The organism is Iodidimonas sp. SYSU 1G8 (assembly GCF_039655775.1).
Taxonomy (GTDB): Bacteria; Pseudomonadota; Alphaproteobacteria; order SMXS01; family SMXS01; genus RI-34.
On sequence record NZ_JBBYXJ010000001.1, the window covers coordinates 539,505 to 561,356 of the forward strand.

Consider the following 21,852-nt stretch of genomic DNA (forward strand, 5'->3'; position numbering starts at 1 on the left):
GTCCGCGATGCTGGATAAAGTCTTTCGGCCCGCCGAGGTCGAACCCGAAATCTACGCCGAATGGGAAAAAGCCGACGCCTTCGCGTGCGGCAAGCGTCCCGATGCCGATCCCTACACCATCGTCATTCCGCCGCCGAACGTCACCGGCAGCCTGCACATGGGCCACGCGCTCAACAACACGCTGCAGGACGTGCTGGTGCGCTTCGAGCGCATGCGCGGCCGCGACGTGCTGTGGCAGCCGGGCACCGACCATGCGGGCATCGCGACTCAGATGGTCGTCGAGCGCCAGTTGGCCGAACAGGGCAACATCCGCCGCCAGGATCTGGGGCGCGACGAGTTCCTGAAGCGGGTCTGGACCTGGAAGGAAGAATCGGGCGGTACCATCATCAACCAGCTGCGCCGCCTCGGCGCCAGTTGCGACTGGTCGCGCGAGCGCTTCACCATGGACGAGGGCCTGAGCAAGGCCGTGCTCAAGGTGTTCGTCGAATGGTACCGCGCCGGCCTGATCTACAAGGACAAGCGGCTGGTCAACTGGGACCCCAAATTCGCCACGGCCATTTCCGACCTGGAAGTGGAGCCGCGCGAGATCAAGGGCCATCTCTGGCATTTCCGCTATCCCATCGCCGGCGAGCCCGGCCGCTTCATCGTCGTCGCCACCACGCGGCCCGAGACCATGCTGGGCGACACCGCCGTCGCCGTGCATCCCGATGACGAGCGTTACCGCGACTTGATCGGCAAGATGGTCGATCTGCCGCTGACCGGGCGCCAGATTCCCATCATCGCCGATCTGTACGCGGACCCCGAGACCGGCTCCGGCGCGGTGAAGATCACGCCGGCCCACGACTTCAACGATTTCGAGGTCGGCCGCCGCAACAGTCTGCCCATGATCAACATCCTCGACGCCGCGGCGCACCTGAACGAGAACGTGCCCGAGGCCTATCGCGGCATGGAACGCTTCAAGGCGCGCGCCAAGGTCGTCGAGGACCTGGACGCGCTGGGCCTGCTGGAGAAGATCGAGGATCACGTCCACATGGTGCCGCATGGCGACCGCAGCGGCGTCGTCATCGAGCCGTGGCTGACCGACCAGTGGTATGTGGACGCGGCGACGCTCGCCAAGCCGGCGCTCGCCGCCGTCGAGACCGGCCAGACCGTCTTCGTGCCCCGCAACTGGGAAAAAACCTATTTCGAATGGCTGCGCAACATCCAGCCCTGGTGCATCTCGCGCCAGCTGTGGTGGGGCCACCAGATTCCGGCCTGGTACGGCCCGGACGGCAAGGTCTTCGTCGCCGAAACCGAAGACGACGCCGCCGCCGAGGCGCGCGCCCATTACGGCACAAACGAGACGCTGACCCGCGACGAGGACGTGCTCGACACCTGGTTCTCGTCCCAGCTCTGGCCGTTCTCCACCCTGGGCTGGCCAAAGCAGACGCCCGAGGTGAAGCGCCACTACAAGACCGACGTGCTGGTCACCGGCTTCGACATCATCTTCTTCTGGGTCGCCCGCATGATGATGTCGGGCATCTACTTCATGCAGGACGTGCCGTTCCACACGGTCTACATCCATGCGCTGGTCCGCGACGAGAAGGGCCAGAAGATGTCGAAGTCCAAGGGCAACGTCATCGATCCGCTCCAGCTCATCGACGAATACGGCGCCGACGCGCTGCGCTTCACCCTGACCGCCATGGCGGCGCAGGGCAGGGACATCAAGCTGTCCAAGCAGCGCGTCGAGGGCTATCGCAATTTCGGCACCAAGCTGTGGAACGCCTACCGCTATTGCGGCATGAACGACGCGCTCGCTGTCGGCGGGTTCGAGCCGTCGGGCGCGACCCAGCCGGTGAATCGCTGGCTCGCCGCCAAGGTCGCCGCGACCACCGCCGCCGTCACCGAAGCCTTGGAGGCGTACCGCTTCAACGAGGCGGCGGGCGCGCTCTACCAGTTCGTCTGGGGCGATTTCTGCGACTGGTATCTGGAGTTCACCAAGCCGCTGCTGGGCGGCGCGGACGAGGCGGTGAAGGCCGAGACGCGCGGCATGACCGCGTGGGCCATGGAGCAGATCCTGCGCCTGCTGCATCCGTTCATGCCATTCATCACCGAATATCTGTGGCGTCAGACCCATGACGACCTGCTGATCCTGGCCGACTGGCCGGCGCCGCGCACCGATCTGGTCGATGCTGCCTCGAGCCGCGAGATCGAAGGCGTGATCGACCTCATCACCCGCGTCCGCGTGGTCCGCACGGAAATGAACGTGCCGCCGGGCGCGCGCATCGCAGTCGCGGTCCAGCAATCGGAAACCGCCGCCTTCGCGACCCTGCTCGACGAAACCGCCGTCCTCCAGCCGGTCATCGCCCGGCTGGCGCGCATCGAGCGCGTCGATACGGTGGCCGAGTTCCCGCAGGGCACGGTCCAGATCGCCATCGGCGACTCCACGCTCGGCCTGCTGCTGGCCGGCGTCATCGACGTGGCCGCCGAGAAGGCGCGTCTGCTCAAGGAAATCGACAAGGCGAGCAAGGAAGTGGCCAGCCTCGACGGCCGCCTGAACAATCCGGGCTTCGTCGCCAAGGCGCCGGAAGCGGTCGTGATCGAGCAGCGCGAGCGGCGCGAGGAAATGACCCAGCTCGTCGCCACGCTGAAGGACGCCATCGCCCGTCTGGACGCGCTGGCCTGACGCCAATCCATACGCGTTCCAAAGGCCATCCAGCCGGAAGCTGGGTGGCCTTTTCTCTGTCGGGACACCGCCGCGGCGTGCCGCATCCATGCTTGGCCCGCGCGCGCGCCGCGTTTATAACCCTGCCCACAACTCGGGAGATCAGGCCATGGACGCGCACCGCTTCGACAAATCCAAACTGCCCAGCCGCTATGTGACGGAAGGTCCGTCGCGGGCGCCGCACCGTTCGTACTATTACGCCATGGGGCTGAACGACGAACAGATCCACCAGCCGCTCGTCGGCGTGGTCAGCACCTGGAATGAGTCCGCGCCCTGCAACTCGGCGCTGATGCGCCAGGCCAAGGTCGCCAAGGACGGCGTCTGGGCCGCCGGCGGCACGCCGCGTGAGTTCACCACCATCACCGTCACCGACGGCATCGCCATGGGCCATGCCGGCATGTACTCCTCGCTCCCCAGCCGCGACCTGATCGCGGATTCGGTGGAACTCTCCATGCGCGGCCATTGCTATGACGCGCTCGTCGGCTTCGCCGGCTGCGACAAGTCGCTGCCCGGCCTGATGATGGCCATGGTGCGTCTCAACGTGCCGTCCGTGTTCATGTATGGCGGCTCGATCCTGCCCGGCAAGTTCCACGGCAAGGACGTCACCGTCGTCGACGTGTTCGAGGCCGTCGGCCAGTTCTCCGCCGGCAATCTGGCCGAGGAAGAGCTGTTCAAGCTGGAATGCGTCGCCTGTCCGTCGGAAGGCTCCTGTGGCGGCCAGTTCACCGCCAACACCATGGCCTGCGTGTCCGAGGCCATCGGCCTTGCGCTGCCCGGCTCGGCCGGCGCGCCCGCGCCTTACGAATCCCGCGACCAGTTCGCCTATGACAGCGGCGTCGCCGTGATGGAACTGCTGGCCCGCAACATCCGCCCGCGCGACATCGTCACCCGCAAGTCGCTGGAGAACGCCGCCGTCGTCGTCGCGGCCACGGGCGGTTCCACCAATGGCGCGCTGCATCTGCCCGCCATCGCCCATGAATGCGGCATCGACTTCACGCTGCAGGACGTGGCCGAAATCTTCAAGCGCACGCCCTATCTGGCCGACATGAAGCCGGGCGGCAAGTACGTGGCCAAGGACATGTGGGAAGCCGGCGGCATCCAGATGCTGCTGAAGACCCTGCTGGAAGGCGGCTACATCCACGGCGACTGCATCACCGTGACCGGCAAGACCATCGCCGAGAATCTGAAGGACGTGGTCTGGAACACCGATCAGGACGTGATGCGTCCCTATAACGACCCTATCACGCCGACCGGCGGCGTTGTCGGCCTCGAGGGCAATCTCGCCCCCGAAGGCGCGATCGTGAAGGTCGCCGGCATGAAGAACCTGAAGTTCACCGGCCGCGCCCGCTGCTTCGATGGCGAGGAAGCCTGCTTCGCCGCGGTCGAGAACCGCCAGTACGGCGAGGGCGACGTGCTGGTCATCCGCTATGAAGGCCCGCAGGGCGGCCCCGGCATGCGCGAGATGCTCGCCACCACGGCCGCCATCGTCGGTCAGGACATGGGCTCCAAGGTCGCGCTGATCACCGACGGCCGCTTCTCCGGCGGCACGCGCGGCCTGTGCATCGGCCATGTGGGACCGGAAGCGGCGCTGGGCGGTCCCATCGGCCTCCTGAAGGATGGCGACATCATCCATATCGACGCCGACGCCGGCACCCTGAGCGTCGAGCTCACGGACGAGGAACTGGAGGCGCGCCGCAAGGAATGGACGCCGCGCAAGAACCAGTACCAGTCCGGCGCGCTGTGGAAATATTCCCAGCTCGTCGGCCCGGCCTACAAGGGCGCCGTCACCCATCCGGGCGGCGCGGCCGAGACTCACGTCTACGCCGACATCTGATCTGATCCGCGAAAAGTCGAAAGCCATCGCTCCACGCAGGGGCGGCGGCTTTTTGCTGTCTCAGCGACCCCGCAGCCGCCGCAGGATGGCCTGTTCGCCATAGCGCAGCACGGCGTGCAGCAGCGCCCCCATGATCGCCAGCACGATCACGGCGGCGAACGTCCGGGCGGTTTGCAGCCGGTTGCTGGACTCCAGGATGCGCCAGGCCAGCCCCTGCGCCGCGCCCGACCCGGCGACGAACTCGGCCACCACCGCGCCGATCACCGCGAGCCCGCCCGCCACCTTGTGGCCTTCCAGCACGAACGGCATGGCCGACGGAATACGCAGGCGCCACAGCCGCTGGCGCCGGTTCGCGCCGTACAGGTCGAACAGCCGCTCAAGGTCTGGATCGGCGGATTTCAACCCGGTGAGGGCGCCCGAGAAGATGGGAAAGAACGCGACGATGGCGGCCAGCGCGACGATGGCCCGGTTCGGATGGTCGAGCCCGGCCCAGATCACCACCTGCGGTGCGATGGCCACGACGGGCGTGACCTGAAGCGCCACGGCAAGCGGCTGCACCGCCTTTTCGAGGGTGCGGTTCAGCGCCACCAGCAGGGCGACGCCGCAGGCGAGAACGCTGGCGAGCACCAGCGCCTGCAGCGCCATGACCAGAGTGTTCCAGGCCGAGGCGAGCAGCACCGGCGCGCCGGCCGCTGCTTCCAGCGCGACCTGTGAAGGCGGCGGCAGAAAATAGCTCGGAACGGCCAGGGCGCGGCACGCGATCTCCCAGACCGCCAGCAATATGGCGATCAGGATGACCGGCGCGGCCATGTCCAGCGCATGCCTCACGCCGCGCGCTCCATGCCCGCCGCCAGATCGTGGGAAATGCTCTCGGCGGCGGCGCGGAATGCCAGCGTGGTGCGGAAATCGGCCGGGCGCGGGAAGGCGGGGTCGATGGGTGTCTCGCTGAACACGCGGCCGGGCGCGGCGCTGATCACCACGACCCTGTTGGCCATATAGACCGCTTCCTCCACATTGTGCGTCACGAACACGATGGCCGGATGACTCTGCGACCACAGCCGGTGCACGTCCTCGGCCAGCGCGCGCCGTGTGATCTCGTCCAGCGCGGCGAAGGGCTCGTCGAGCAGCAGCAACTCGGGCTCGGTCACCAGCGCCCTGGCCAGCGACACGCGCATGGCCATCCCGCCGGACAATTGCGCCGGCTTGGCCTGGGCCGCCGAGGCCAGCCCGACCCGCTCCAGCGCCGCGAGCGCCTTGGCCCGCGATCCGGCCTTGTCCTCGCCCGCCAGCTCCAGCGGCAGCGCCACATTGGCCAGCGCCGTCGCCCACGGCATCAGGGTAGGGGACTGGAACACCACCGAGGTCTTGCCGCGCCCGGGCGTGCGCTCCACCTGTCCGCGTGTCGGCGCTTCCAGGCCAGCGAGCAGACGCAGCGCCGTGCTCTTGCCGCAGCCGGACGGGCCGACCAGCGCCACGATTTCGCCCGGCGCGACGGACAGGTCGAACGGACCGAGGGCCTTGCCTCGGGTCGGATACTCGACCTCGACCGACGAGAGCCGGGCGATGCTCATCACGGCGCTGCGGGCTTCAGGAAGTCCAGGCTGTAGGCCTTGCGGAAATCCAGGTCCTTCGCGTACACGCCCTGTTGCGACGCCATGCGAAAGAACTCTTCCCAGCGGGCATCGGTCATGGCGCCGATTTCGGCGCCGCCGGATTCGACGATGCCGTACGCCTTCATCTTCTCGCGCGCCTGGGCGAGCAGCGCCGGCGTCATTTCCGGATTGTCCTTCAGGATCAGCGCGTCGCCCGGCTCGGGATCGCCGTTCAGATAGGACCGCCAGCCGGCGGCGCTGCCCTCGACGAAGGCCCGCACCGCGTCGGGATCGGACGCGATCAGGCTGTCCGGCGCGAGCACCATGGCCGCGTAGCCCGGATAACCTTCATCGGCGAGCAGGAACACCTCCGGCTTGAAGCCGCCCTGCTGCTCGATCGTGTACGGCTCGCTGGTCACATAACCCTGCTGGATCGCCTTGGGGTCGGCGAGGAACGGGCCCGGATTGAAGGTGTATTTGCGCACCTGATCGTCGGTGAAGCCGTATTTTGCCTTCAGCCAGACCCAGAACGCCGTGATCGACGCGTCACCCAGCAGGATCGGCCGTCCTTTCATGTCGGCCAGCGAATTAATGCCCTGGCCGGGATGCGCCATCAGCACCTGCGGGTCCTTCTGCATGAAGGCGGCGACCGCCGTCACCGGCACCTTTTCCGACGCCAGGTTGAGGATGATGAAACTGTTGGAGCCCATGCCCATCTGCACCGCGCCCGAGGCGAGAAGCTGCGGCACGTTGACCGAGGGACCGCCCTGGAGGATCGTCACATCCAGTCCGCGCTTCGCGTACTCGCCGGTGGCCAGCGCCTGATAGAACCCGCCCTGTTCGGCCTGCGCGCGCCAGTCGGTGGCGAAGACGATGGGTGTCGGGCGTTTGGAAACCGGCGTCTCCGCGGGCTTTTCCTCCGAACACGCGGCCGCAAGCAGGCCGGCGGCGGCCACCAACAACAGTCGTAATCCGTTCAAGTGAAATCTCCCTCTTGCACCGGCCAGAATTGCGTCTGGCGCCTTGGCGCGCAAGGCAGTTTTACCAACAAATCCTCCTCCCATTGCCATCCCGAACTTGTTCCGGGGCCTGTCTCTGGCCGGGAACGGATCAGTGGGAAAGCGGCACGAGGGCCATGGCATAAACGGTTGCTTTGGCGCCTTGCTCGTTCGCGACCCCGGAACAGGTCCGGAGTGACAATGAAGGGGCAATAATGAGGCGGTGGACCAGGAACACTTAGATCTCCACCTCACACCACACGGGCGTATGGTCGGACGGCCTTTCGCGGCCACGCGGGCCGCGGTCGACGCCGGCATCCCTGAGCCGGTCGGCGGCCTGCGGTGACAGCAGCAGATGATCGATCCGCAGACCGTGATCCTTCTCCCACGCACCGGCCTGATAGTCCCAGTACGAGTAGAGCGGGCCGGTATGATAGGCGCGAATGGCGTCGGTCAGGCCCAGATTGAGCAATTGCCGGAAGCGGTTGCGGCTTTGCGGCAGGCACAGCGCATCGGTGGCGAACCCGGCCGGGTTCCAGACATCCTCGTCCTGCGGGCAGATGTTGTAGTCGCCGCCCAGGACAAGAGGTTCCTCCCAGGTCAGCAACTCGCGGGCATGGGCGACCAGGCGGTCCATCCAGGCCAGCTTGTAGTCATATTTGTCGCCGGGCGCCGGATTGCCGTTGGGCAGATAGATGCACCCGACACGGACGCCGCCCGTAAAGGCCTCAATGTACCGAGCCTGCACGTCCGACCCGTCGCCGCCGGGCAGGCCCATGCTGATGTCCTCCAGCCGATGTTTCGACAGGATCGCGACGCCATTGTAGGTCTTCTGGCCGTGGGTGGCGATATTGTAGCCAAGATCCTGGATTTCCATGGCCGGAAACCCATCGTCGACCACCTTGATCTCCTGGAGCAGGGCGACATCGGGACTGGCTTCCTTCAGCCATTCCAGCACGCGGGGCAGGCGTGCCTTCACCGAGTTCACGTTCCAGGTCGCTATCTTCATCATGGCCCCAACTGGTCACAGGAAATGCTCAACGCGCGCGGATCGCGCGCGGCGCGCATGTTAGCAGATGTGTCCGCGACGGGAACCGCTCTCGGCGCCGTGTCAGCCGGTACGGCGATGACAGAACAGCAGATTCATGAATCCGACGCCGCTCTGTGCCCTCAGGCGGGACGGAGACGACTTCTATGTCTGTTGTGAAGGGTCAGATCGAGAAGGACGTGCCGCAGCCGCAGGAAGACGACGCGTTCGGGTTCTGAATCTGGAAGCTGGAGCCGATCACATCCTCGACGAAATCGATCTGGGCCCCGGCAAGATAGAGCTGGGACATGGAATCGATCAGCACTACGGCGCCGTCCTTCTCGATGACGAGGTCATCGGGCTGGCGCGCGTCGTCGAAGGTGAAATCATAGCGGAAGCCCGAACAGCCGCCGCCATTGACGGCCACGCGAAGCGCGGCGTCGCCGCCGCCATCCTGCTGCATGAGGAAGGCGATGCGCCGGGCGGCGCTGTCGGTGACGGATACCAGTTGCGACACGGTCATGTTATCCCTAGAACGCCTCTAACTCGCTGACTCGTAATGTAGGCGGGTTGCGCGGGTTGTCAATCGGAGCCGGACACGGTGGATCGGATCGAAAAACCTTACGGCGACGTGGCGCCCTTCGCTTCGAAACCCGAGGAGTCGCGCGGCCGTCTTTATCCCGAACCGGAAAGCGCGTTCCGCACGCCGTTTCAGCGCGACCGCGACCGCATCATTCATTCCAAGGCGTTCCGGCGCCTCAAACACAAGACCCAGGTCTTCGTCTACCATGAAGGCGACTATTACCGCACCCGGCTGACCCACAGCCTGGAAGTGTCGCAGATCGCCCGGTCGATCACGCGTTTCCTCGGCCTCAACGAGGATCTGGCTGAGGCGCTGTCCCTGGCGCACGATTTCGGCCATCCGCCTTTCGGTCATTCCGGCGAGGACGGATTGGCGGCGGTGATGGCGCCCTATGGCGGCTTCAACCACAACATCCACTCCCTGCGCCTGCTGACCAGCATCGAGCAGCGCTATGCCGAGTTCGACGGACTCAACCTGACCTGGGAAACGCTCGAAGGCATCGCCAAGCACAACGGACCGCTGTGCCGCAAGGGCGAGGAAGAGTTTCTCGATCCGCTGTTGCTCGACTATCTCGCCCGGCAGGATTTGGAGATCCACACCTTCGCGAGCGCCGAAGCACAGGTCGCCGCGCTGTCGGATGATATCGCCTACAACAATCATGATATCGACGATGGACTGCGCGCGGGTCTCTTCAGCATGGAGGATCTCGCCGAGCTGCCGCTCGTCGGGCCGGTGCTCGCCGGACTGAAGGCGCGCTATCCTTCGCTGGAAGGCTCACGCCTCAAGCACGAAGCCGTCCGCCGCATGATCGACCTGATGGTCAGCGATTTGATCCGCGAATCCTGCCGGCGTCTTGACGCGGCTGGCATCCGGTCGGCGCAGGAGGTGAGGGAACTGGACCATCCGGTGATCGCCTTTTCCGAGGAAATGCAGGCGCACGAAAGGGTGTTACGAGACTTTCTGATGACCCACATGTACCGGCATCCTCACGTTGCCGCCGAAGCGAAACGGGCGAAGCATGTTGTGGGTGACCTGTTTCACCGCTATATGGCGGAACCCGGCACGTTGCCGGCGGAGCACGAGGCCGCGGTGATGGGGCAGTCCGCGGACGGTGCGGCGCGCACCATCGCCGACTTCATCGCCGGCATGACCGACCGCTTCGCCCTGATGGAACACGAACGCCTCTTCGGATCGACCCAATCATGAACATTTTCAATACTTTCCGCGACCGCATTGCCGCACGTCTCGAGACGCTCGCGGCCGAAGGCAAGCTTCTCGCAGGGCTGGACCTGTCGCGCATCGCCACGGAACCGCCGCGCGAGGCCGCCCATGGCGATATGGCGACGAACGCGGCCATGGTGCTGGCGCGGGATGCCGGCATGAAGCCGCGCGACTTGGCCGAGATGATCGTCGCGGGTTTCGCCGATGATCCGGATGTGGAGCAGGCCGAGATCGCCGGACCTGGCTTCATCAATCTGCGCCTCAGGAACGGTGTCTATCACGCAGTCGTCGATCATGTTCTTGCCGCCGGGACCAGCTTTGGCGACAGCACCGCGGGCGGCGGCGTCGCCGTCAACGTGGAATATGTGTCCGCAAATCCCACCGGCCCCATGCATGTCGGTCATTGCCGGGGCGCCGTGTTCGGCGACGCGTTGTGTTCTCTTCTCGAAAAAGCCGGTTACGCGGTCACGCGCGAGTACTACGTCAACGATGCCGGCGCGCAGGTCGACGTGCTCGCCCGTTCCGCCTATCTGCGGTACTGCGAAGCGCTGGGTCACGACATCGGCGAGATTCCGGAGGGCCTGTACCCGGGCGACTACCTCGTCCCGGTCGGTCAGGCGCTCGCCGCCCAATATGGCGATCGCTGGCTCACGGCGGACGAGTCCGAGTGGCTGCCGGTGATCCGCGATACCGCCATCGACGCCATGATGGTGATGATCCGCGAGGATCTTCAGGCACTTGGAATCAGTTTCGACGTTTTCACTTCAGAACGGTCGCTGGTCGAGAAAGGGCAGGTGGAAAGCGTTCTGGCAGAGCTGACCGGCCGCGACCTGATCTATACCGGCGTGCTGGAGCCGCCGAAGGGCAAGCTGCCCGACGACTGGGAAGCCCGTCCGCAAACGCTCTTCCGCTCCACCCGGTTTGGCGACGACGTCGATCGGCCGCTGAAGAAATCGGACGGCGGCTTCACCTACTTCGCCAGCGACATCGCCAACCACAAGGACAAGTTCGATCGCGGCTTCGGCCAGATGATCGACGTCTGGGGCGCGGATCATGGCGGCTATGTCAAGCGCATGAAGGCGGCGGTGACGGCCATCACCAACGGCAAGGGCGAACTGGACGTCAGGCTTTGCCAGCTGGTCCGCCTGTTCCGCGAGGGCGAACCGGTCAAGATGTCCAAGCGCTCCGGCAGCTTCGTCACCCTGCGCGAGGTTGTCGACGAGGTGGGCAAGGACGTGGTCCGCTTCATCATGCTGACGCGCAAGAACGACGCGCCGCTGGATTTCGATTTCGCCAGGGCGGTCGAGCAGTCCCGCGAGAATCCGGTTTTCTACGTGCAGTACGCCCATGCCCGGATTTCCTCGGTCTTCCGCAACGCCGGCGAGGAAGCGCAAGGCGCCGACCTCTCGGAGGCGGCGCTGCGGAGCGCGGATCTGGCATTGCTGTCCGACGACTCCGAACTGGCCCTGATGCGAGCGCTGGCCGATTGGCCGCGCGCCGTCGAAGCCGCCGCGCTGGCCCATGAACCGCACCGGATCGCGTTTTATCTTTATGACCTTGCCGCTTCCTTCCATAGTTACTGGAACAAGGGCAAGGAGGACACGACCCTGCGCTTCATCCGGGCCGACAATCCCGAACTGACCAAAGCCCGCCTTGCACTGTTGCGCGCGGCCGCTTTGACCATTGCCTCGGGTCTCGCCGTTCTGGGAGTCGAACCCGTCGAGGAGATGCGTTAGTGCCTTATCGTCCCGATGGCGACTTCCTTCAGGATGATCAGCTGTCGTCGCGTTGGGACGACGAGCCTGAAGAGCGTGAAAGCAGCGGCTGGTGGAAATGGGCGGTGGCCGTCGCCAGTCTCGCCATCTTCGGCGGCGTCGTCTGGTATGCCTATTCAACGGGGGCGAGCGGACCGACAGGTCCCGTGAAGACCTTCGAGGCGGACGCGTCGCCTTACAAGGTGCGCCCCGAAAATCCAGGCGGCGAAGTTATTCCCGACAAGGACAAGCTGGTCTTCAACGAGGCGGTCGGCCGTCCGGAGGAATCCGAAGACGTGCTCGGCGAGATGCCCGAGACGCCCCAGGCCAAGCCCGAGCCCATCGTCGTGCGCAAGTTCACTCCGTCCGCGCCGCCGAAGCCGCCCGCACCGCAGGTCGCGGCGGCCGAACCGGCGCCCGCAGAGGCAGTCATACCCGAGACCGCGCCAGCGCAGAGCGGCGAAGCAACGCCGCAACAGCCCGCGGCGCCCGCTGCTCCCGTTGCCGAGGCTCCGGCCGCCGAGGCGCCTGTGGCGCCAGCGCCGCTCGAGGACCGGCCAGGCCAGGAAAGCGCGCCCGGCGCGGCGGCACAGCCTGGCGCCCAGAGCGATCTCGCCAACATGACCATCGGCGAGACGCCGCCCTGGAAAGAAGGGGATCCGGTCCCCCCGGCGACCGCGACCCCGGCACCGCCCAAGCCGGCGTCCGGGGGCAAATCGCCCGTAGTCCAGCTGGGCGCGTACGCCAGCAACGATGCCGCCATGCAGGCCTGGTCCGATGTCAGCCGGAAATTCGGCGATGCAGTCGGCGGCGCGTCGCCGCAGGTCGTCAAGATCTCGGTCCCCGGCAAGGGCGACCTCTACCGCCTCGTCATCGGTCCCTATGGTTCGCGGGACCAGGCGACGCAGGTGTGCGTACAACTGAAATCACGTGGACGGGATTGCATCGTCAATGCGAATTGATCCGGCTCTTTGCCCGGCGATCTTCGGCGTCGCGGGACTGACCCTCGCGCCGGAGGAGATCGACTTCTTCCGTGCGGTGAAGCCCTTCGGCTTCATCCTGTTCGCCCGCAACATCGACACCCCCGATCAGGTGCGGGCGCTCACCGCCGAACTTGAGCCGCTCGCCGCCTGTTCGCCATGTCCGATCCTGATCGATCAGGAAGGCGGGCGCGTTGCCCGGCTCAGGCCACCCCATTGGCCGGCCTATCCGAAGGGCGAGGCCTTCGGCCGCTTGTACGGTCAGGATCCGGCCCTGGCGAAGCAGGCGATCTACCTGAACTCCCGCCTGATCGCCGACGATCTCCACCAGCTCGGCATCACGGTCGACTGCCTGCCGGTGCTCGACGTTCCAGCGCGCGGCAGCCACGACATCATCGGCGACCGGGCTTATGCACGGCAGGCCGACATCGTCGCCGCTCTGGGAAGCCAGGCGATCGCCGGCCTGATGGATGGCGGCGTGCTGCCGGTCATCAAGCACATTCCCGGCCACGGCCGCGCCGGCGCCGACAGCCATCTCGAGCTGCCCCACGTCACGACCCGCGCCGCCACCTTGCGGAAAACCGATTTCGTGCCCTTCCGGGCCATGCGCGACGCGCCCTTCGCCATGACGGCCCATGTGGTCTACGAGGATCTCGACGCCGACAGGCCCGCGACCACCAGCCCCCGGATCATCGAGGACGTGATCCGCCGCGACATCGGTTTCGACGGCGTCCTGATGTCCGACGATCTCATTATGCAGGCCCTGACCGGCACGCTGGAAGAGCGCGCGCGGGCCAGCCAGGCCGCCGGCTGCGATCTGGCCCTGCACTGCAATGGCGTGTTCGACGACATGGTGGCCGTGGCGAAGGGCCTCGATCCTGCATCCCCGGGCACGCTCAAGCGCCTGACGCGCGCCATGCACTGGCTGACGCCGCCCAAGCCGTTCGATCGCGAGGCCGCGACCTGGGAAAGGGACGGGCTGCTCGCCAAAGCGCCGGAATGATGGACGTTCTCTACCAGATCTCGGTCGCGGCCATTCCGATCCTGCTGGCCATAACGTTTCACGAGGTCGCGCACGGTTTCGTCGCCCGGCAATATGGCGATCCCACCGCGGCCGAAGCTGGCCGTCTCTCGCTCAATCCGCTGCGTCACATCGATCCGTTCGGCACGGTCATCCTGCCCGGCATGCTCCTGTTCGCCGGCTTGCCGCCCTTCGGCTACGCCAAGCCGGTCCCGGTCGATTTCCGGCGGCTCCAGAATCCCAAGCGGGACATGATCTGGGTGGCCGCCGCCGGACCGTCGGTCAATCTGTTCATGGCGATCGGCGCGGCGCTGCTGCTCAACGCGACCGCCGTGCTGAGCGGCGGCGCGCAGGCCTGGTTCCAGACCATGCTGCAGACGGCGATCGCGGTGAACATCGTCCTGTTCGTCTTCAACATGATCCCGCTGCCGCCGCTGGATGGCGGTCGCGTCGCGGTCGGCATTCTTCCCCTTGGCCTCGCGCGGCCGCTCGCCCGGCTCGAGCGCTATGGGATGTTCATCATTTTTGGCGCGTTGCTGATCCCGGCGCTCGTCAACCAGTTCTTCGGCACCAACTTCCATCCGGTATGGGCGATCATACAACCGGCGGTGAAATTCCTGTATAAGGGCATCACAGGGCTGTTCATCCTCATCCCGGGCATCAGTTGAGCGATCCGACCTCCACGATCCTGTCCTTCGAAGAGCCGGCGCGCCCGGCGGTCGATCAGTTCGTGCTCAACATCGACGGCTGGGAAGGTCCGCTCGACGTGCTGCTGATGCTGGCGCGGAACCAGAAGGTGGATCTGGCCGCCATCTCCATCCTGCAGCTGGCCGAGCAGTATCTGGAATTCGTCGCCGCCGCCCGCCGTGTCAGGCTCGAGTTGGCGGCCGATTATCTAGTGATGGCCGCCTGGCTCGCCTACCTCAAATCCCGCCTGCTGCTGCCCGAGGAGAAGAACGAGGACGAGCCGAGCGGCGAGGAACTGGCCGCGCACCTGGCGTTCCGGCTCCAGCGGCTCGAAGCCATGCGCGAGCGCGCCGCCGAGCTGATGTCCCGCCACCGCGTCGGCCGCGACATCTTCCTGCGCGGCATGCCCGAAGGTATCCGGGTCATCCGCAAATCCCAGTACGTCGCCGATCTCTATGGCCTGCTGCGCGCCTACGCCACCCAGCGCGCCCGCAACGAGGTCAGCGACTACCGGATCCGTCGGCGCCCCATCTTCACCATGGAGGACGCGCTGCGGCGGCTGGAGATGCTGGTCGGCCACGTGCCGGACTGGACCAGCCTGCGCCAGTTCCTGCCGCCCGAGCTGGCCGACCGGTCATTGTCCAAATCGGCGCTGGCGGCTACCTTCGCCGCCGCCCTGGAATATACGCGGCAGGGCAAGCTGGAGCTTCACCAGACCGAAACCTTTGGTCCGCTGATGATCCGGTCCAGGATTCGCGCGGCGGGACAGGACGAATGACGGCGGAACGGCTCGAACATCTGCGCATGGTGGAAGCACTGCTGTTCGCCGCGTCCGAACCCCTGGACGAGGCGAGCATCGCCCACCGGCTGCCGGGCCATCCCGACGTGGCGCCGCTGCTGGCCGAACTGGCCGAGGAATATGCGCGCCGCGGCGTCAATCTGGTGCGCCGGGCCGACAAGTGGATGTTCCAGACCGCGCCCGATCTGGCATTCCTGCTCCAGCAGGAAGTGCAGGAGGAGCGCCGCCTTTCCCGCGCCGGCCAGGAAACGCTGGCCATCATCGCCTATCACCAGCCCGTAACCCGCGCCGAGATCGAGGAGATTCGCGGCGTCTCGGTCAGCAAGGGCACCATCGACGTGCTGATGGAGATCGGCTGGGTGCGGATCATGGGCCGCCGGCAGACCCCGGGAAAGCCCGTCACCTATGGCATCACCGAGCAGTTCCTGGTCCAGTTCGGCCTGGAGACCATCAAGGACTTGCCCGGGCTCGACGAGTTGAAGGCGGCGGGCCTCCTCGATTCCGAACTGCCCGAGCATTTCCGGGCCATTCCGGACGAACTGATCGAGGACGATACCGAGGACGACGCCGAACTTCCGCTCGCTGATCCGCTCCGCGCGCCGCCGCGCTGAGAGGGTTCGTCTTGTGCTCGGCAACGTTCGAGCCTATGTGTGTGGCGTCGGCGCACCCCGGTGCGTCACCCCGCTTCCGAAGCAACATGAGGGTATACCGTGTTCAATTTGGGCTGGCCGGAAATCCTGATCATCGTGCTGGTGATCGTGCTGCTCTTTGGACGCGGCAAGATTTCGGGCATGATGGGCGATGTCGCCAAAGGCATCAAAAGCTTCCGCAAGGGCTTGTCCGAGCCGGATGACGACGTTGCGGACGCCAAACACGAGGACAAGCGGATGATCGACCGCGAAACGCCGCTTGCCGACGTCACGCCGCGCAAGGACGACGCGGCGAAGAGCTGACGCCTTGCAAAGCGTCCGCTAAGCCATGTTCGACGTCGGTCTTCCCGAACTGCTGGTCATCGTGCTCGTCGCCCTCGTGGTCGTCGGCCCGAAGGACCTGCCCAAGGTCGTGCGCGGCATCGCGCGCGCCATCGCCAAGATGCGGCGCATGGCCGACGAGTTCATGGGCACGGTGAACGACTATGTGCGTGAATCCGAACTGCAGGAATTGCGCGAGGCGGTCGAGAAGACCAAGCGGGCCATGAACGGGCAGGGCGATTTCGACGACCTGTTGGACCCGACCGGCCCGGCGAAGAAGTCCAGGCCGGACGATCCGGAGAAACTGGCCGATGCCCAGCTGGCGGGTGAGGGCGCCGTTCCCGCCAACACCATCCATGCGCCGGCCCTGGCCGATCCTGCTCCGCCAACCGAACTCCCGGCAGCCGAGCCCGCGCCGGTCTCCGTGCCGGCCAAGAGCGATGATCGAGGCACCTCGTGAGCGATATCCCCGCCGAGGACGAGCTTGAATCCAGCCGGGCACCACTGATCGAGCACCTGATCGAATTGCGGCGCCGTCTGCTCTATTCGGTCGTTGGTTTCGTGATCATGTTCGGCATCTGCCTGTTCTGGGCCGACGAGATCTATGCCTTCCTCGTGCATCCCCTTGCCGAGGCCATGGCCGGTCATCCGGGCCGGCGCCTGATCTTCACCGGCCTGACCGAGGCCCTGTTCACCCAGATCAAGGTGGCGTTCTTCGCGGCGTCCATGCTGTCTTTCCCGATCGTGGCCGGACAGCTGTGGCTGTTCGTCGCGCCGGGCCTCTACAAGAACGAGCGGCACGCCTTCCTGCCGTTCCTGGTTGCCACGCCGATCCTGTTCATGCTCGGCGCTGCGATGGCCTATTACATTGTTTTTCCAGTTGCTTGGCCATTTTTCCTCGGCTTCGAGATGAATGCCGAACAGACCGGTGGCCTGCCGATCCAGTTCGAAGGCAAGGTCAACGAATATCTCGCCATCGTGATGAAGCTGATCTTCGCCTTCGGCCTCAGCTTCCTCGTGCCGGTCGGGCTGACATTGCTCGGCCGCGTCGGCATCATCAGTTCCGACTGGCTGCGCGACAAACGCAAATACGCGATCGTCTTCATTTTCATCGTCGCCGCGGTGCTGACCCCGCCCGATCCGATCACCCAGAGCATCCTCGCGATCCCCATTTGCCTGCTCTATGAAGCATCGATCTGGCTGATCCGTATCTGGGAAAAAAAGCGCGACCGGGATGCGGAGATTTAACCGGGGCGATGCTGGACGGAGACGGATCGCCCGGCTATACAGGCTGACCACCGCCAACCGAAACGCGCCTGCATGCTCGATATCAAATGGATCCGGGAAAACCCTGAAACCTTCGACAACGGCCTCGCCCGGCGTCGCCGGCAGCCCCTGTCGACAAGGATTCTCGAGCTGGATTCATCGCTCCGCGCGCTGAAGACCCGTCTTCAGGAAGCCCAGGCGGAGCGCAATGCCAAGTCCAAGGAAATCGGCATCGCCAAGTCGAAGGGACAGGACGTCCAGGCGATCATGGATGCCGTCGCGGCGCTGAAAAGCGAGATCCAGAATGGCGAGGAAAGCGAACGCACGCTTCAGGCCGAACTCGACGATTTGATCGCCGGCCTGCCCAATCATCTGGATGAGTCCGTGCCGGACGGCGCCGACGAGGATGCCAATGTTGAACTGCGCCGGGTCGGCACGCCGCCCGTGTTCGGTTTCGCGCCCAAGGATCACGTCGCGCTGGGCGAAGGCCTCGGTCTGATGGATTTCGACGCCGCGTCTCGCATGTCCGGCTCGCGCTTCGTCGTGCTGAAGGGCGCGCTGGCGCGGCTCGACCGGGCGATCAGTTCGCTGATGCTGGATTTGCACACCACGGAAGGCGGCTATACCGAGACCGACACGCCGTTGCTGGTGCGCGACGATGCCGTGTTCGGCACCGGCCAGCTACCCAAGGCCGCCGAGGACATGTTCCGGACAACCAATGATTTCTGGCTGATTCCCACGTCCGAAGTCACCATGACCAATCTGGTGCGCGACCAGATCCTCGACGCGGGTGAGTTGCCCCTGCGCTTCACCGCGCTCTCGCCCTGTTTCCGCTCCGAAGCGGGCGCGGCGGGCAAGGACACGCGCGGCATGATCCGCCAGCACCAGTTCAAGAAGGTCGAACTGGTCAGCATCACCCGGCCCGAGGACTCCGAGGCCGAGCACGAGCGTCTGCTGGGCTGCGCCGAAGAGGTGCTGAAGCGTCTCGGACTGGCGTACCGGGTCGTCATCCTGTGCTCGGGCGATACCGGCGCCACCGCGCGCAAGACCTTCGACATCGAGGTCTGGCTGCCGGGCCAGGACCGCTACCGCGAAATATCGTCCTGTTCCAACACGGGCGATTTTCAGGCCCGCCGGATGCGGGCCCGCTATCGCGAGGAGGGTGAAAAGCAGACCCGCTTCGTTCACACCCTGAACGGCTCGGGCCTCGCCGTCGGCCGCACCCTGATCGCGGTGCTGGAAAATTATCAGCAGGAGGACGGCAGCATCGTCGTTCCCCAGGCCCTGCGGCCCTATATGGGCGGCCTCGAGATCATCGGAGCGGGACGCGGCTGAGATGTCTGTTTTTGCGCTGCCCGACGTCCCGTTCGACCTGTCCCACCACCGGATTCTGGTCACTAATGACGACGGGTTCGGTGCTGCGGGCATCGAGCGCCTCGAGGCCATCGCCCGCCGCCTGAGCGATGATGTCTGGGTCGCGGCGCCCGAATATGAACAGAGCGGCACCGGTCACTCGCTGACCCTGACCCAGCCGCTGCGCTTCCGCGAAATGGGCGAACGGCGCTTCGCGGTGCGCGGCACCCCCACCGATTGCGTCCTGCTCGCGGTCAACAAGATCATCCCGGGCAAGCGGCCGACGCTGGTGCTCTCTGGTTTCAATCGCGGCGCCAACATGGGCGAGGACGTGACCTATTCGGGCACCGTCGCCGCCGCCATGGAAGGCACGCTGCTGGGTATTCCGTCCATCGCGCTCAGCCAGTCGGTCTATCCCGGCGCGACCGATATCGACTGGGCAGGCGCCGAAGGCGCCGGCGAGCAGGTCATTCGGTGGCTTGCGTCCGCCGGCTGGCCGCCCGAAGTCCTGATGAACGTTAACTTCCCCGATGCCCGTCGCGGGCCGGTATCCCAGATGGAAATCGTCGTGCAGGGCCAGCGCGATCCGGCGGACATCCAGTTCGAGCAGCGCATCGACACCCGAGGCGAAACCTATTTCTGGATCGGTTACCGCCGGTCGCGCGAGCATCTGGTCGAGGGCACGGACATCAAGGCCGTGCGCGAGGGCAGGGTATCGGTCACCCCGCTGCATCTCGACCTGACCCACACGGCGACCATGACCGCCCTTGAACAGGCGGCGAGGGCGGCCGGCAATGACTGACGAGGCGCGGAAGATCCGCCTGCTGATGGAGCTTCGCCGCGCCGGCATCAACGATACGGACGTGCTGTCGGCCATCGAGCGGGTGCCGCGCGATCTTTTCGTCCCCGATGCCTTCCGCGACCGCGCCTATGAGGACACGGCGCTGCCGATCGCCTGCGGCCAGACCATTTCACAGCCTTACGTGGTGGCGTTCATGACGGCGGCGCTGCAACTGACCCGCCGGATGCTGGTGCTCGAGATCGGCACCGGTTCGGGCTACCAGACGGCGGTCCTTTCTCCGCTGGTGCGCCGCGTCTACACCATCGAGCGGCAACGCGACCTGATGATCGAATCGAGCGCCAAGTTCAAGCAGCTCCGCCTGACCAATGTGGTGACCCGCTTCGGCGATGGCTTCAAGGGCTGGCCGGAAGTCGCGCCCTTCGACCGGATCATCGTCACGGCCGCGGCCCGAGACATGCCGCAAAATCTGGTCAATCAGCTCTCCGATGGCGGCATGATGATCATTCCGGTTGGACCCTCGGGCAATCAGACGATCATGAAAGTGACACGGCGCGGCGACGCCATCGACACCGCGCCCCTGATGCCGACGCGGTTTGTCCCCATGCTCGGCGGGACCGAGGGGTAGCGTTTTCCGCGACGGTTTCATTGAAGCGGCGCGGCAATGTTCTTAGGATCATGGGCATGCAAGTAAACAGCGGCACCTTCGGCAAACTCGCGGCGGCTCTCGTCATTCTGGTTTTGGCAGCCTGCGAAACCCGCGAACCGCCCACGGCGCGTTATGTGCCGCCGGAGCCTCCGGCACGCGGTCCCAACTCTCCCTTTCCCGTTCCCGAGCCGGTCGACAAGCCGGAACCGGAATTCCCGATCGTGGCCGCGCCGCTCGGCAAGAAAGCCATCGCCACGGCCACGCTGGACGACGTCCCGGGCGGTGGCACCGCAGCGCCGCCGCCGAAGCGGCCCTCCTATGGCGGCAAGGCGTCGGCGCCGTCCGTGCCGCAAGGCACGCCGAAACCTGCCGTTGCCGGCGAGCGGACCATTACCGTCGAATCCGGTGATACGGTCTACGCCCTGGCGCGGCGTCACGGCGTCAATGCGCGCGAGATCATCGAACTGAACGGCCTTGAGCCGCCGTACGGCCTCAGGGTAGGGCAGAAGTTGCGTATTCCCGGCGGCGAGCGCCACTCGGTCGTTCCGGGCGACACCCTTTACAGTATTTCGCGGCGCTATGGGGTCGATATCGATTCCCTGACCCGGGCCAACGGCGTGGGCGAGAACAACGGCATCGTCATCGGTCAGTTGCTGGTCATCCCGGCGGCCACCGGCGGCGCGCTCGAGCCGGCGACCTCGGTGGCGGCGGTCGTGCCCGCCACTCAGGAGGCGGCGCCGCGCAAGCAGGAGAAGGTGCCCGGCGGCTTTATCTGGCCGGCCAGCGGTGAAGTGATCGCGACCTTCGGACCTCAGCGGGGCGGGGCCCACAGCGACGGCATCAACATCCGTCTCCCGCGCGGCACCAAGATCCAGGCGACCGCCGCCGGAACCGTCGTCTATACCGGCAACGAGCTCAAAGGCTTCGGCAACCTCATCCTGCTGCGGCATACGGCGGGCTGGGTTTCCGCCTACGCGCATAATGACGATGTTCTCGTCAGCAGAGGGCAGGCGGTCGGGAAGGGCGCCGTGATCGCCCGGGCCGGATCGAGCGGATCGGTCCAGGAACCCCAACTTCACTTCGAACTCCGCCAGGGCGCTCGGGCCGTCGATCCGATGCAATATCTCCCGCCCGTCTGACTTTTCTGCGCGCCATGTTTTCGTGGTAGCCGGTTCCGATTTGCGACTAGAGTGACGCTCCGCCAAACCGCGAGTCCACAATCGCGGGCGGAGCTGTTTCGAACCGGGGAACTTCATGATCGCCATGGCCAGCCAGCGCGCGCCCAGAACTCGGCCGCCGCGCATCTTCGCTTCCATCCTCATGCTCATTGGGCTCGCCTTGCTGGGAGGCGGAGCATGGCTCGCCGTGTTGGGCGGGTCCGTTTATTACGCCCTGGCAGGTCTCGACATCGTCGTCGCCGCGTTTTTGCTGTGGCGCGGCCGGTGGGCGGGCGTGCTGATCTACTGGACCATGCTGATCGGAACAGTGGTCTGGGCGCTCTGGGAAGTGGGGCTCGACGGCTGGCAGTTGCTGCCCCGCCTCTGGCTCTTCACCGTGCTCGGGCTTTGGATGCTGACGCCCTGGGTGCGTCGCGGTCTGGATTGAGGGTCTGAT

The 21,852-nt window shown here is 65.8% G+C and carries 22 protein-coding genes; 17 read left to right on the plus strand and 5 right to left on the minus strand.

Annotated elements, in window-relative coordinates:
* Nucleotides 1-7: 7 nt before the first annotated feature.
* Together WJU17_RS02685 and ilvD are read left to right on the plus strand one after the other, a co-directional pair.
* Nucleotides 8-2,665, plus strand: a complete 2,658-nt coding sequence (locus WJU17_RS02685; protein ID WP_346325801.1) for a valine--tRNA ligase — start codon at nucleotides 8-10, stop codon at nucleotides 2,663-2,665.
* A 148-nt stretch (nucleotides 2,666-2,813) separates the two neighbouring features.
* On the plus strand, nucleotides 2,814-4,538 hold the full coding sequence (gene ilvD / locus WJU17_RS02690; RefSeq protein WP_346325802.1) for a dihydroxy-acid dehydratase: 1,725 nt from the start codon (nucleotides 2,814-2,816) through the stop codon (nucleotides 4,536-4,538).
* Between the two features lie 60 nt (nucleotides 4,539-4,598).
* Here ilvD and WJU17_RS02695 read toward each other — a convergent pair whose 3' ends face one another.
* From WJU17_RS02695 to erpA, 5 genes are all read right to left on the minus strand, one after another.
* Nucleotides 4,599-5,348, minus strand: coding sequence for an ABC transporter permease (locus WJU17_RS02695; RefSeq protein ID WP_346327378.1), 750 nt, complete (start codon nucleotides 5,346-5,348; stop codon nucleotides 4,599-4,601).
* Nucleotides 5,349-5,362: 14 nt separating this feature from the next.
* Nucleotides 5,363-6,109, minus strand: a complete 747-nt coding sequence (locus tag WJU17_RS02700) for an ABC transporter ATP-binding protein (RefSeq protein WP_346325803.1) — start codon at nucleotides 6,107-6,109, stop codon at nucleotides 5,363-5,365.
* Entirely contained in the window at nucleotides 6,109-7,110 is a 1,002-nt protein-coding gene (locus WJU17_RS02705; RefSeq protein WP_346325804.1) for an ABC transporter substrate-binding protein, read from the minus strand. The genes WJU17_RS02700 and WJU17_RS02705 overlap by 1 nt, the downstream gene beginning before the upstream one ends.
* 256 nt (nucleotides 7,111-7,366) lie before the next feature.
* Nucleotides 7,367-8,137: an exodeoxyribonuclease III gene (locus WJU17_RS02710; protein ID WP_346327379.1), complete on the minus strand. Its 771-nt coding sequence runs from the start codon at nucleotides 8,135-8,137 to the stop codon at nucleotides 7,367-7,369.
* A 202-nt stretch (nucleotides 8,138-8,339) separates the two neighbouring features.
* On the minus strand, nucleotides 8,340-8,678 hold the full coding sequence (gene erpA, locus WJU17_RS02715) for an iron-sulfur cluster insertion protein ErpA (protein WP_346325805.1): 339 nt from the start codon (nucleotides 8,676-8,678) through the stop codon (nucleotides 8,340-8,342).
* 78 nt (nucleotides 8,679-8,756) lie between these two features.
* Between erpA and WJU17_RS02720 the strand changes: the two genes are divergently transcribed.
* From WJU17_RS02720 to WJU17_RS02790, 15 genes are all read left to right on the plus strand, one after another.
* Nucleotides 8,757-9,944, plus strand: a complete 1,188-nt coding sequence (locus WJU17_RS02720) for a deoxyguanosinetriphosphate triphosphohydrolase (RefSeq protein ID WP_346325806.1) — start codon at nucleotides 8,757-8,759, stop codon at nucleotides 9,942-9,944.
* Nucleotides 9,941-11,695 carry an arginine--tRNA ligase gene (argS, locus tag WJU17_RS02725; protein ID WP_346325807.1) on the plus strand — a complete coding sequence of 585 codons (1,755 nt, stop codon included), beginning with the start codon at nucleotides 9,941-9,943 and terminating at the stop codon, nucleotides 11,693-11,695. Before WJU17_RS02720 ends, argS begins: the two co-directional genes overlap by 4 nt.
* A complete protein-coding gene (locus WJU17_RS02730; RefSeq protein ID WP_346325808.1) occupies nucleotides 11,695-12,675 on the plus strand; it encodes an SPOR domain-containing protein in 981 nt (326 codons plus the stop codon). The genes argS and WJU17_RS02730 overlap by 1 nt, the downstream gene beginning before the upstream one ends.
* A complete protein-coding gene (gene nagZ, locus WJU17_RS02735; protein WP_346325809.1) occupies nucleotides 12,665-13,696 on the plus strand; it encodes a beta-N-acetylhexosaminidase in 1,032 nt (343 codons plus the stop codon). Before WJU17_RS02730 ends, nagZ begins: the two co-directional genes overlap by 11 nt.
* Nucleotides 13,693-14,382, plus strand: a complete 690-nt coding sequence (locus WJU17_RS02740; protein WP_346325810.1) for a site-2 protease family protein — start codon at nucleotides 13,693-13,695, stop codon at nucleotides 14,380-14,382. The genes nagZ and WJU17_RS02740 overlap by 4 nt, the downstream gene beginning before the upstream one ends.
* Nucleotides 14,379-15,179 carry a ScpA family protein gene (locus tag WJU17_RS02745; RefSeq protein ID WP_346325811.1) on the plus strand — a complete coding sequence of 267 codons (801 nt, stop codon included), beginning with the start codon at nucleotides 14,379-14,381 and terminating at the stop codon, nucleotides 15,177-15,179. The genes WJU17_RS02740 and WJU17_RS02745 overlap by 4 nt, the downstream gene beginning before the upstream one ends.
* Nucleotides 15,176-15,811, plus strand: coding sequence for an SMC-Scp complex subunit ScpB (scpB, locus tag WJU17_RS02750; protein ID WP_346325812.1), 636 nt, complete (start codon nucleotides 15,176-15,178; stop codon nucleotides 15,809-15,811). The genes WJU17_RS02745 and scpB overlap by 4 nt, the downstream gene beginning before the upstream one ends.
* Nucleotides 15,812-15,910: 99 nt before the next feature.
* The gene (gene tatA, locus WJU17_RS02755; RefSeq protein ID WP_346325813.1) at nucleotides 15,911-16,153 is read left to right on the plus strand and encodes a twin-arginine translocase TatA/TatE family subunit; all 243 of its coding nucleotides are present in this window, start codon (nucleotides 15,911-15,913) and stop codon (nucleotides 16,151-16,153) included.
* 25 nt (nucleotides 16,154-16,178) lie between these two features.
* Nucleotides 16,179-16,631, plus strand: coding sequence for a Sec-independent protein translocase protein TatB (gene tatB, locus WJU17_RS02760; protein ID WP_346325814.1), 453 nt, complete (start codon nucleotides 16,179-16,181; stop codon nucleotides 16,629-16,631).
* Nucleotides 16,628-17,419 (plus strand): twin-arginine translocase subunit TatC, encoded by a 792-nt coding sequence (gene tatC / locus WJU17_RS02765; protein ID WP_346325815.1) that lies wholly within the window; start codon nucleotides 16,628-16,630, stop codon nucleotides 17,417-17,419. The genes tatB and tatC overlap by 4 nt, the downstream gene beginning before the upstream one ends.
* A 72-nt stretch (nucleotides 17,420-17,491) precedes the next feature.
* The gene (gene serS / locus WJU17_RS02770) at nucleotides 17,492-18,772 is read left to right on the plus strand and encodes a serine--tRNA ligase (RefSeq protein ID WP_346325816.1); all 1,281 of its coding nucleotides are present in this window, start codon (nucleotides 17,492-17,494) and stop codon (nucleotides 18,770-18,772) included.
* 1 nt (nucleotide 18,773) lies between these two features.
* Nucleotides 18,774-19,592 (plus strand): 5'/3'-nucleotidase SurE, encoded by an 819-nt coding sequence (gene surE, locus WJU17_RS02775; protein WP_346325817.1) that lies wholly within the window; start codon nucleotides 18,774-18,776, stop codon nucleotides 19,590-19,592.
* On the plus strand, nucleotides 19,585-20,217 hold the full coding sequence (locus WJU17_RS02780) for a protein-L-isoaspartate(D-aspartate) O-methyltransferase (protein WP_346325818.1): 633 nt from the start codon (nucleotides 19,585-19,587) through the stop codon (nucleotides 20,215-20,217). The genes surE and WJU17_RS02780 overlap by 8 nt, the downstream gene beginning before the upstream one ends.
* A gap of 56 nt (nucleotides 20,218-20,273) precedes the next feature.
* A complete protein-coding gene (locus WJU17_RS02785; RefSeq protein WP_346325819.1) occupies nucleotides 20,274-21,377 on the plus strand; it encodes a LysM peptidoglycan-binding domain-containing protein in 1,104 nt (367 codons plus the stop codon).
* Nucleotides 21,378-21,492: 115 nt separating this feature from the next.
* Nucleotides 21,493-21,843: a hypothetical protein gene (locus tag WJU17_RS02790; protein ID WP_346325820.1), complete on the plus strand. Its 351-nt coding sequence runs from the start codon at nucleotides 21,493-21,495 to the stop codon at nucleotides 21,841-21,843.
* Nucleotides 21,844-21,852 lie beyond the last annotated feature (9 nt).

Coding starts and splice junctions, on each gene's coding strand:
- erpA (WP_346325805.1), bottom strand. CDS start 8,678: ATGACCGTGTCGCAACTGGTATCCGTCACCGACAGCGCCGCCCGGCGC.
- nagZ (WP_346325809.1), top strand. CDS start 12,665: ATGCGAATTGATCCGGCTCTTTGCCCGGCGATCTTCGGCGTCGCGGGA.
- WJU17_RS02780 (WP_346325818.1), top strand. CDS start 19,585: ATGACTGACGAGGCGCGGAAGATCCGCCTGCTGATGGAGCTTCGCCGC.
- tatB (WP_346325814.1), top strand. CDS start 16,179: ATGTTCGACGTCGGTCTTCCCGAACTGCTGGTCATCGTGCTCGTCGCC.
- serS (WP_346325816.1), top strand. CDS start 17,492: ATGCTCGATATCAAATGGATCCGGGAAAACCCTGAAACCTTCGACAAC.
- WJU17_RS02785 (WP_346325819.1), top strand. CDS start 20,274: ATGCAAGTAAACAGCGGCACCTTCGGCAAACTCGCGGCGGCTCTCGTC.
- WJU17_RS02740 (WP_346325810.1), top strand. CDS start 13,693: ATGATGGACGTTCTCTACCAGATCTCGGTCGCGGCCATTCCGATCCTG.
- argS (WP_346325807.1), top strand. CDS start 9,941: ATGAACATTTTCAATACTTTCCGCGACCGCATTGCCGCACGTCTCGAG.
- WJU17_RS02700 (WP_346325803.1), bottom strand. CDS start 6,109: ATGAGCATCGCCCGGCTCTCGTCGGTCGAGGTCGAGTATCCGACCCGA.
- WJU17_RS02790 (WP_346325820.1), top strand. CDS start 21,493: ATGATCGCCATGGCCAGCCAGCGCGCGCCCAGAACTCGGCCGCCGCGC.
- WJU17_RS02685 (WP_346325801.1), top strand. CDS start 8: ATGCTGGATAAAGTCTTTCGGCCCGCCGAGGTCGAACCCGAAATCTAC.
- WJU17_RS02710 (WP_346327379.1), bottom strand. CDS start 8,137: ATGAAGATAGCGACCTGGAACGTGAACTCGGTGAAGGCACGCCTGCCC.
- scpB (WP_346325812.1), top strand. CDS start 15,176: ATGACGGCGGAACGGCTCGAACATCTGCGCATGGTGGAAGCACTGCTG.
- ilvD (WP_346325802.1), top strand. CDS start 2,814: ATGGACGCGCACCGCTTCGACAAATCCAAACTGCCCAGCCGCTATGTG.
- surE (WP_346325817.1), top strand. CDS start 18,774: ATGTCTGTTTTTGCGCTGCCCGACGTCCCGTTCGACCTGTCCCACCAC.
- WJU17_RS02695 (WP_346327378.1), bottom strand. CDS start 5,348: ATGGCCGCGCCGGTCATCCTGATCGCCATATTGCTGGCGGTCTGGGAG.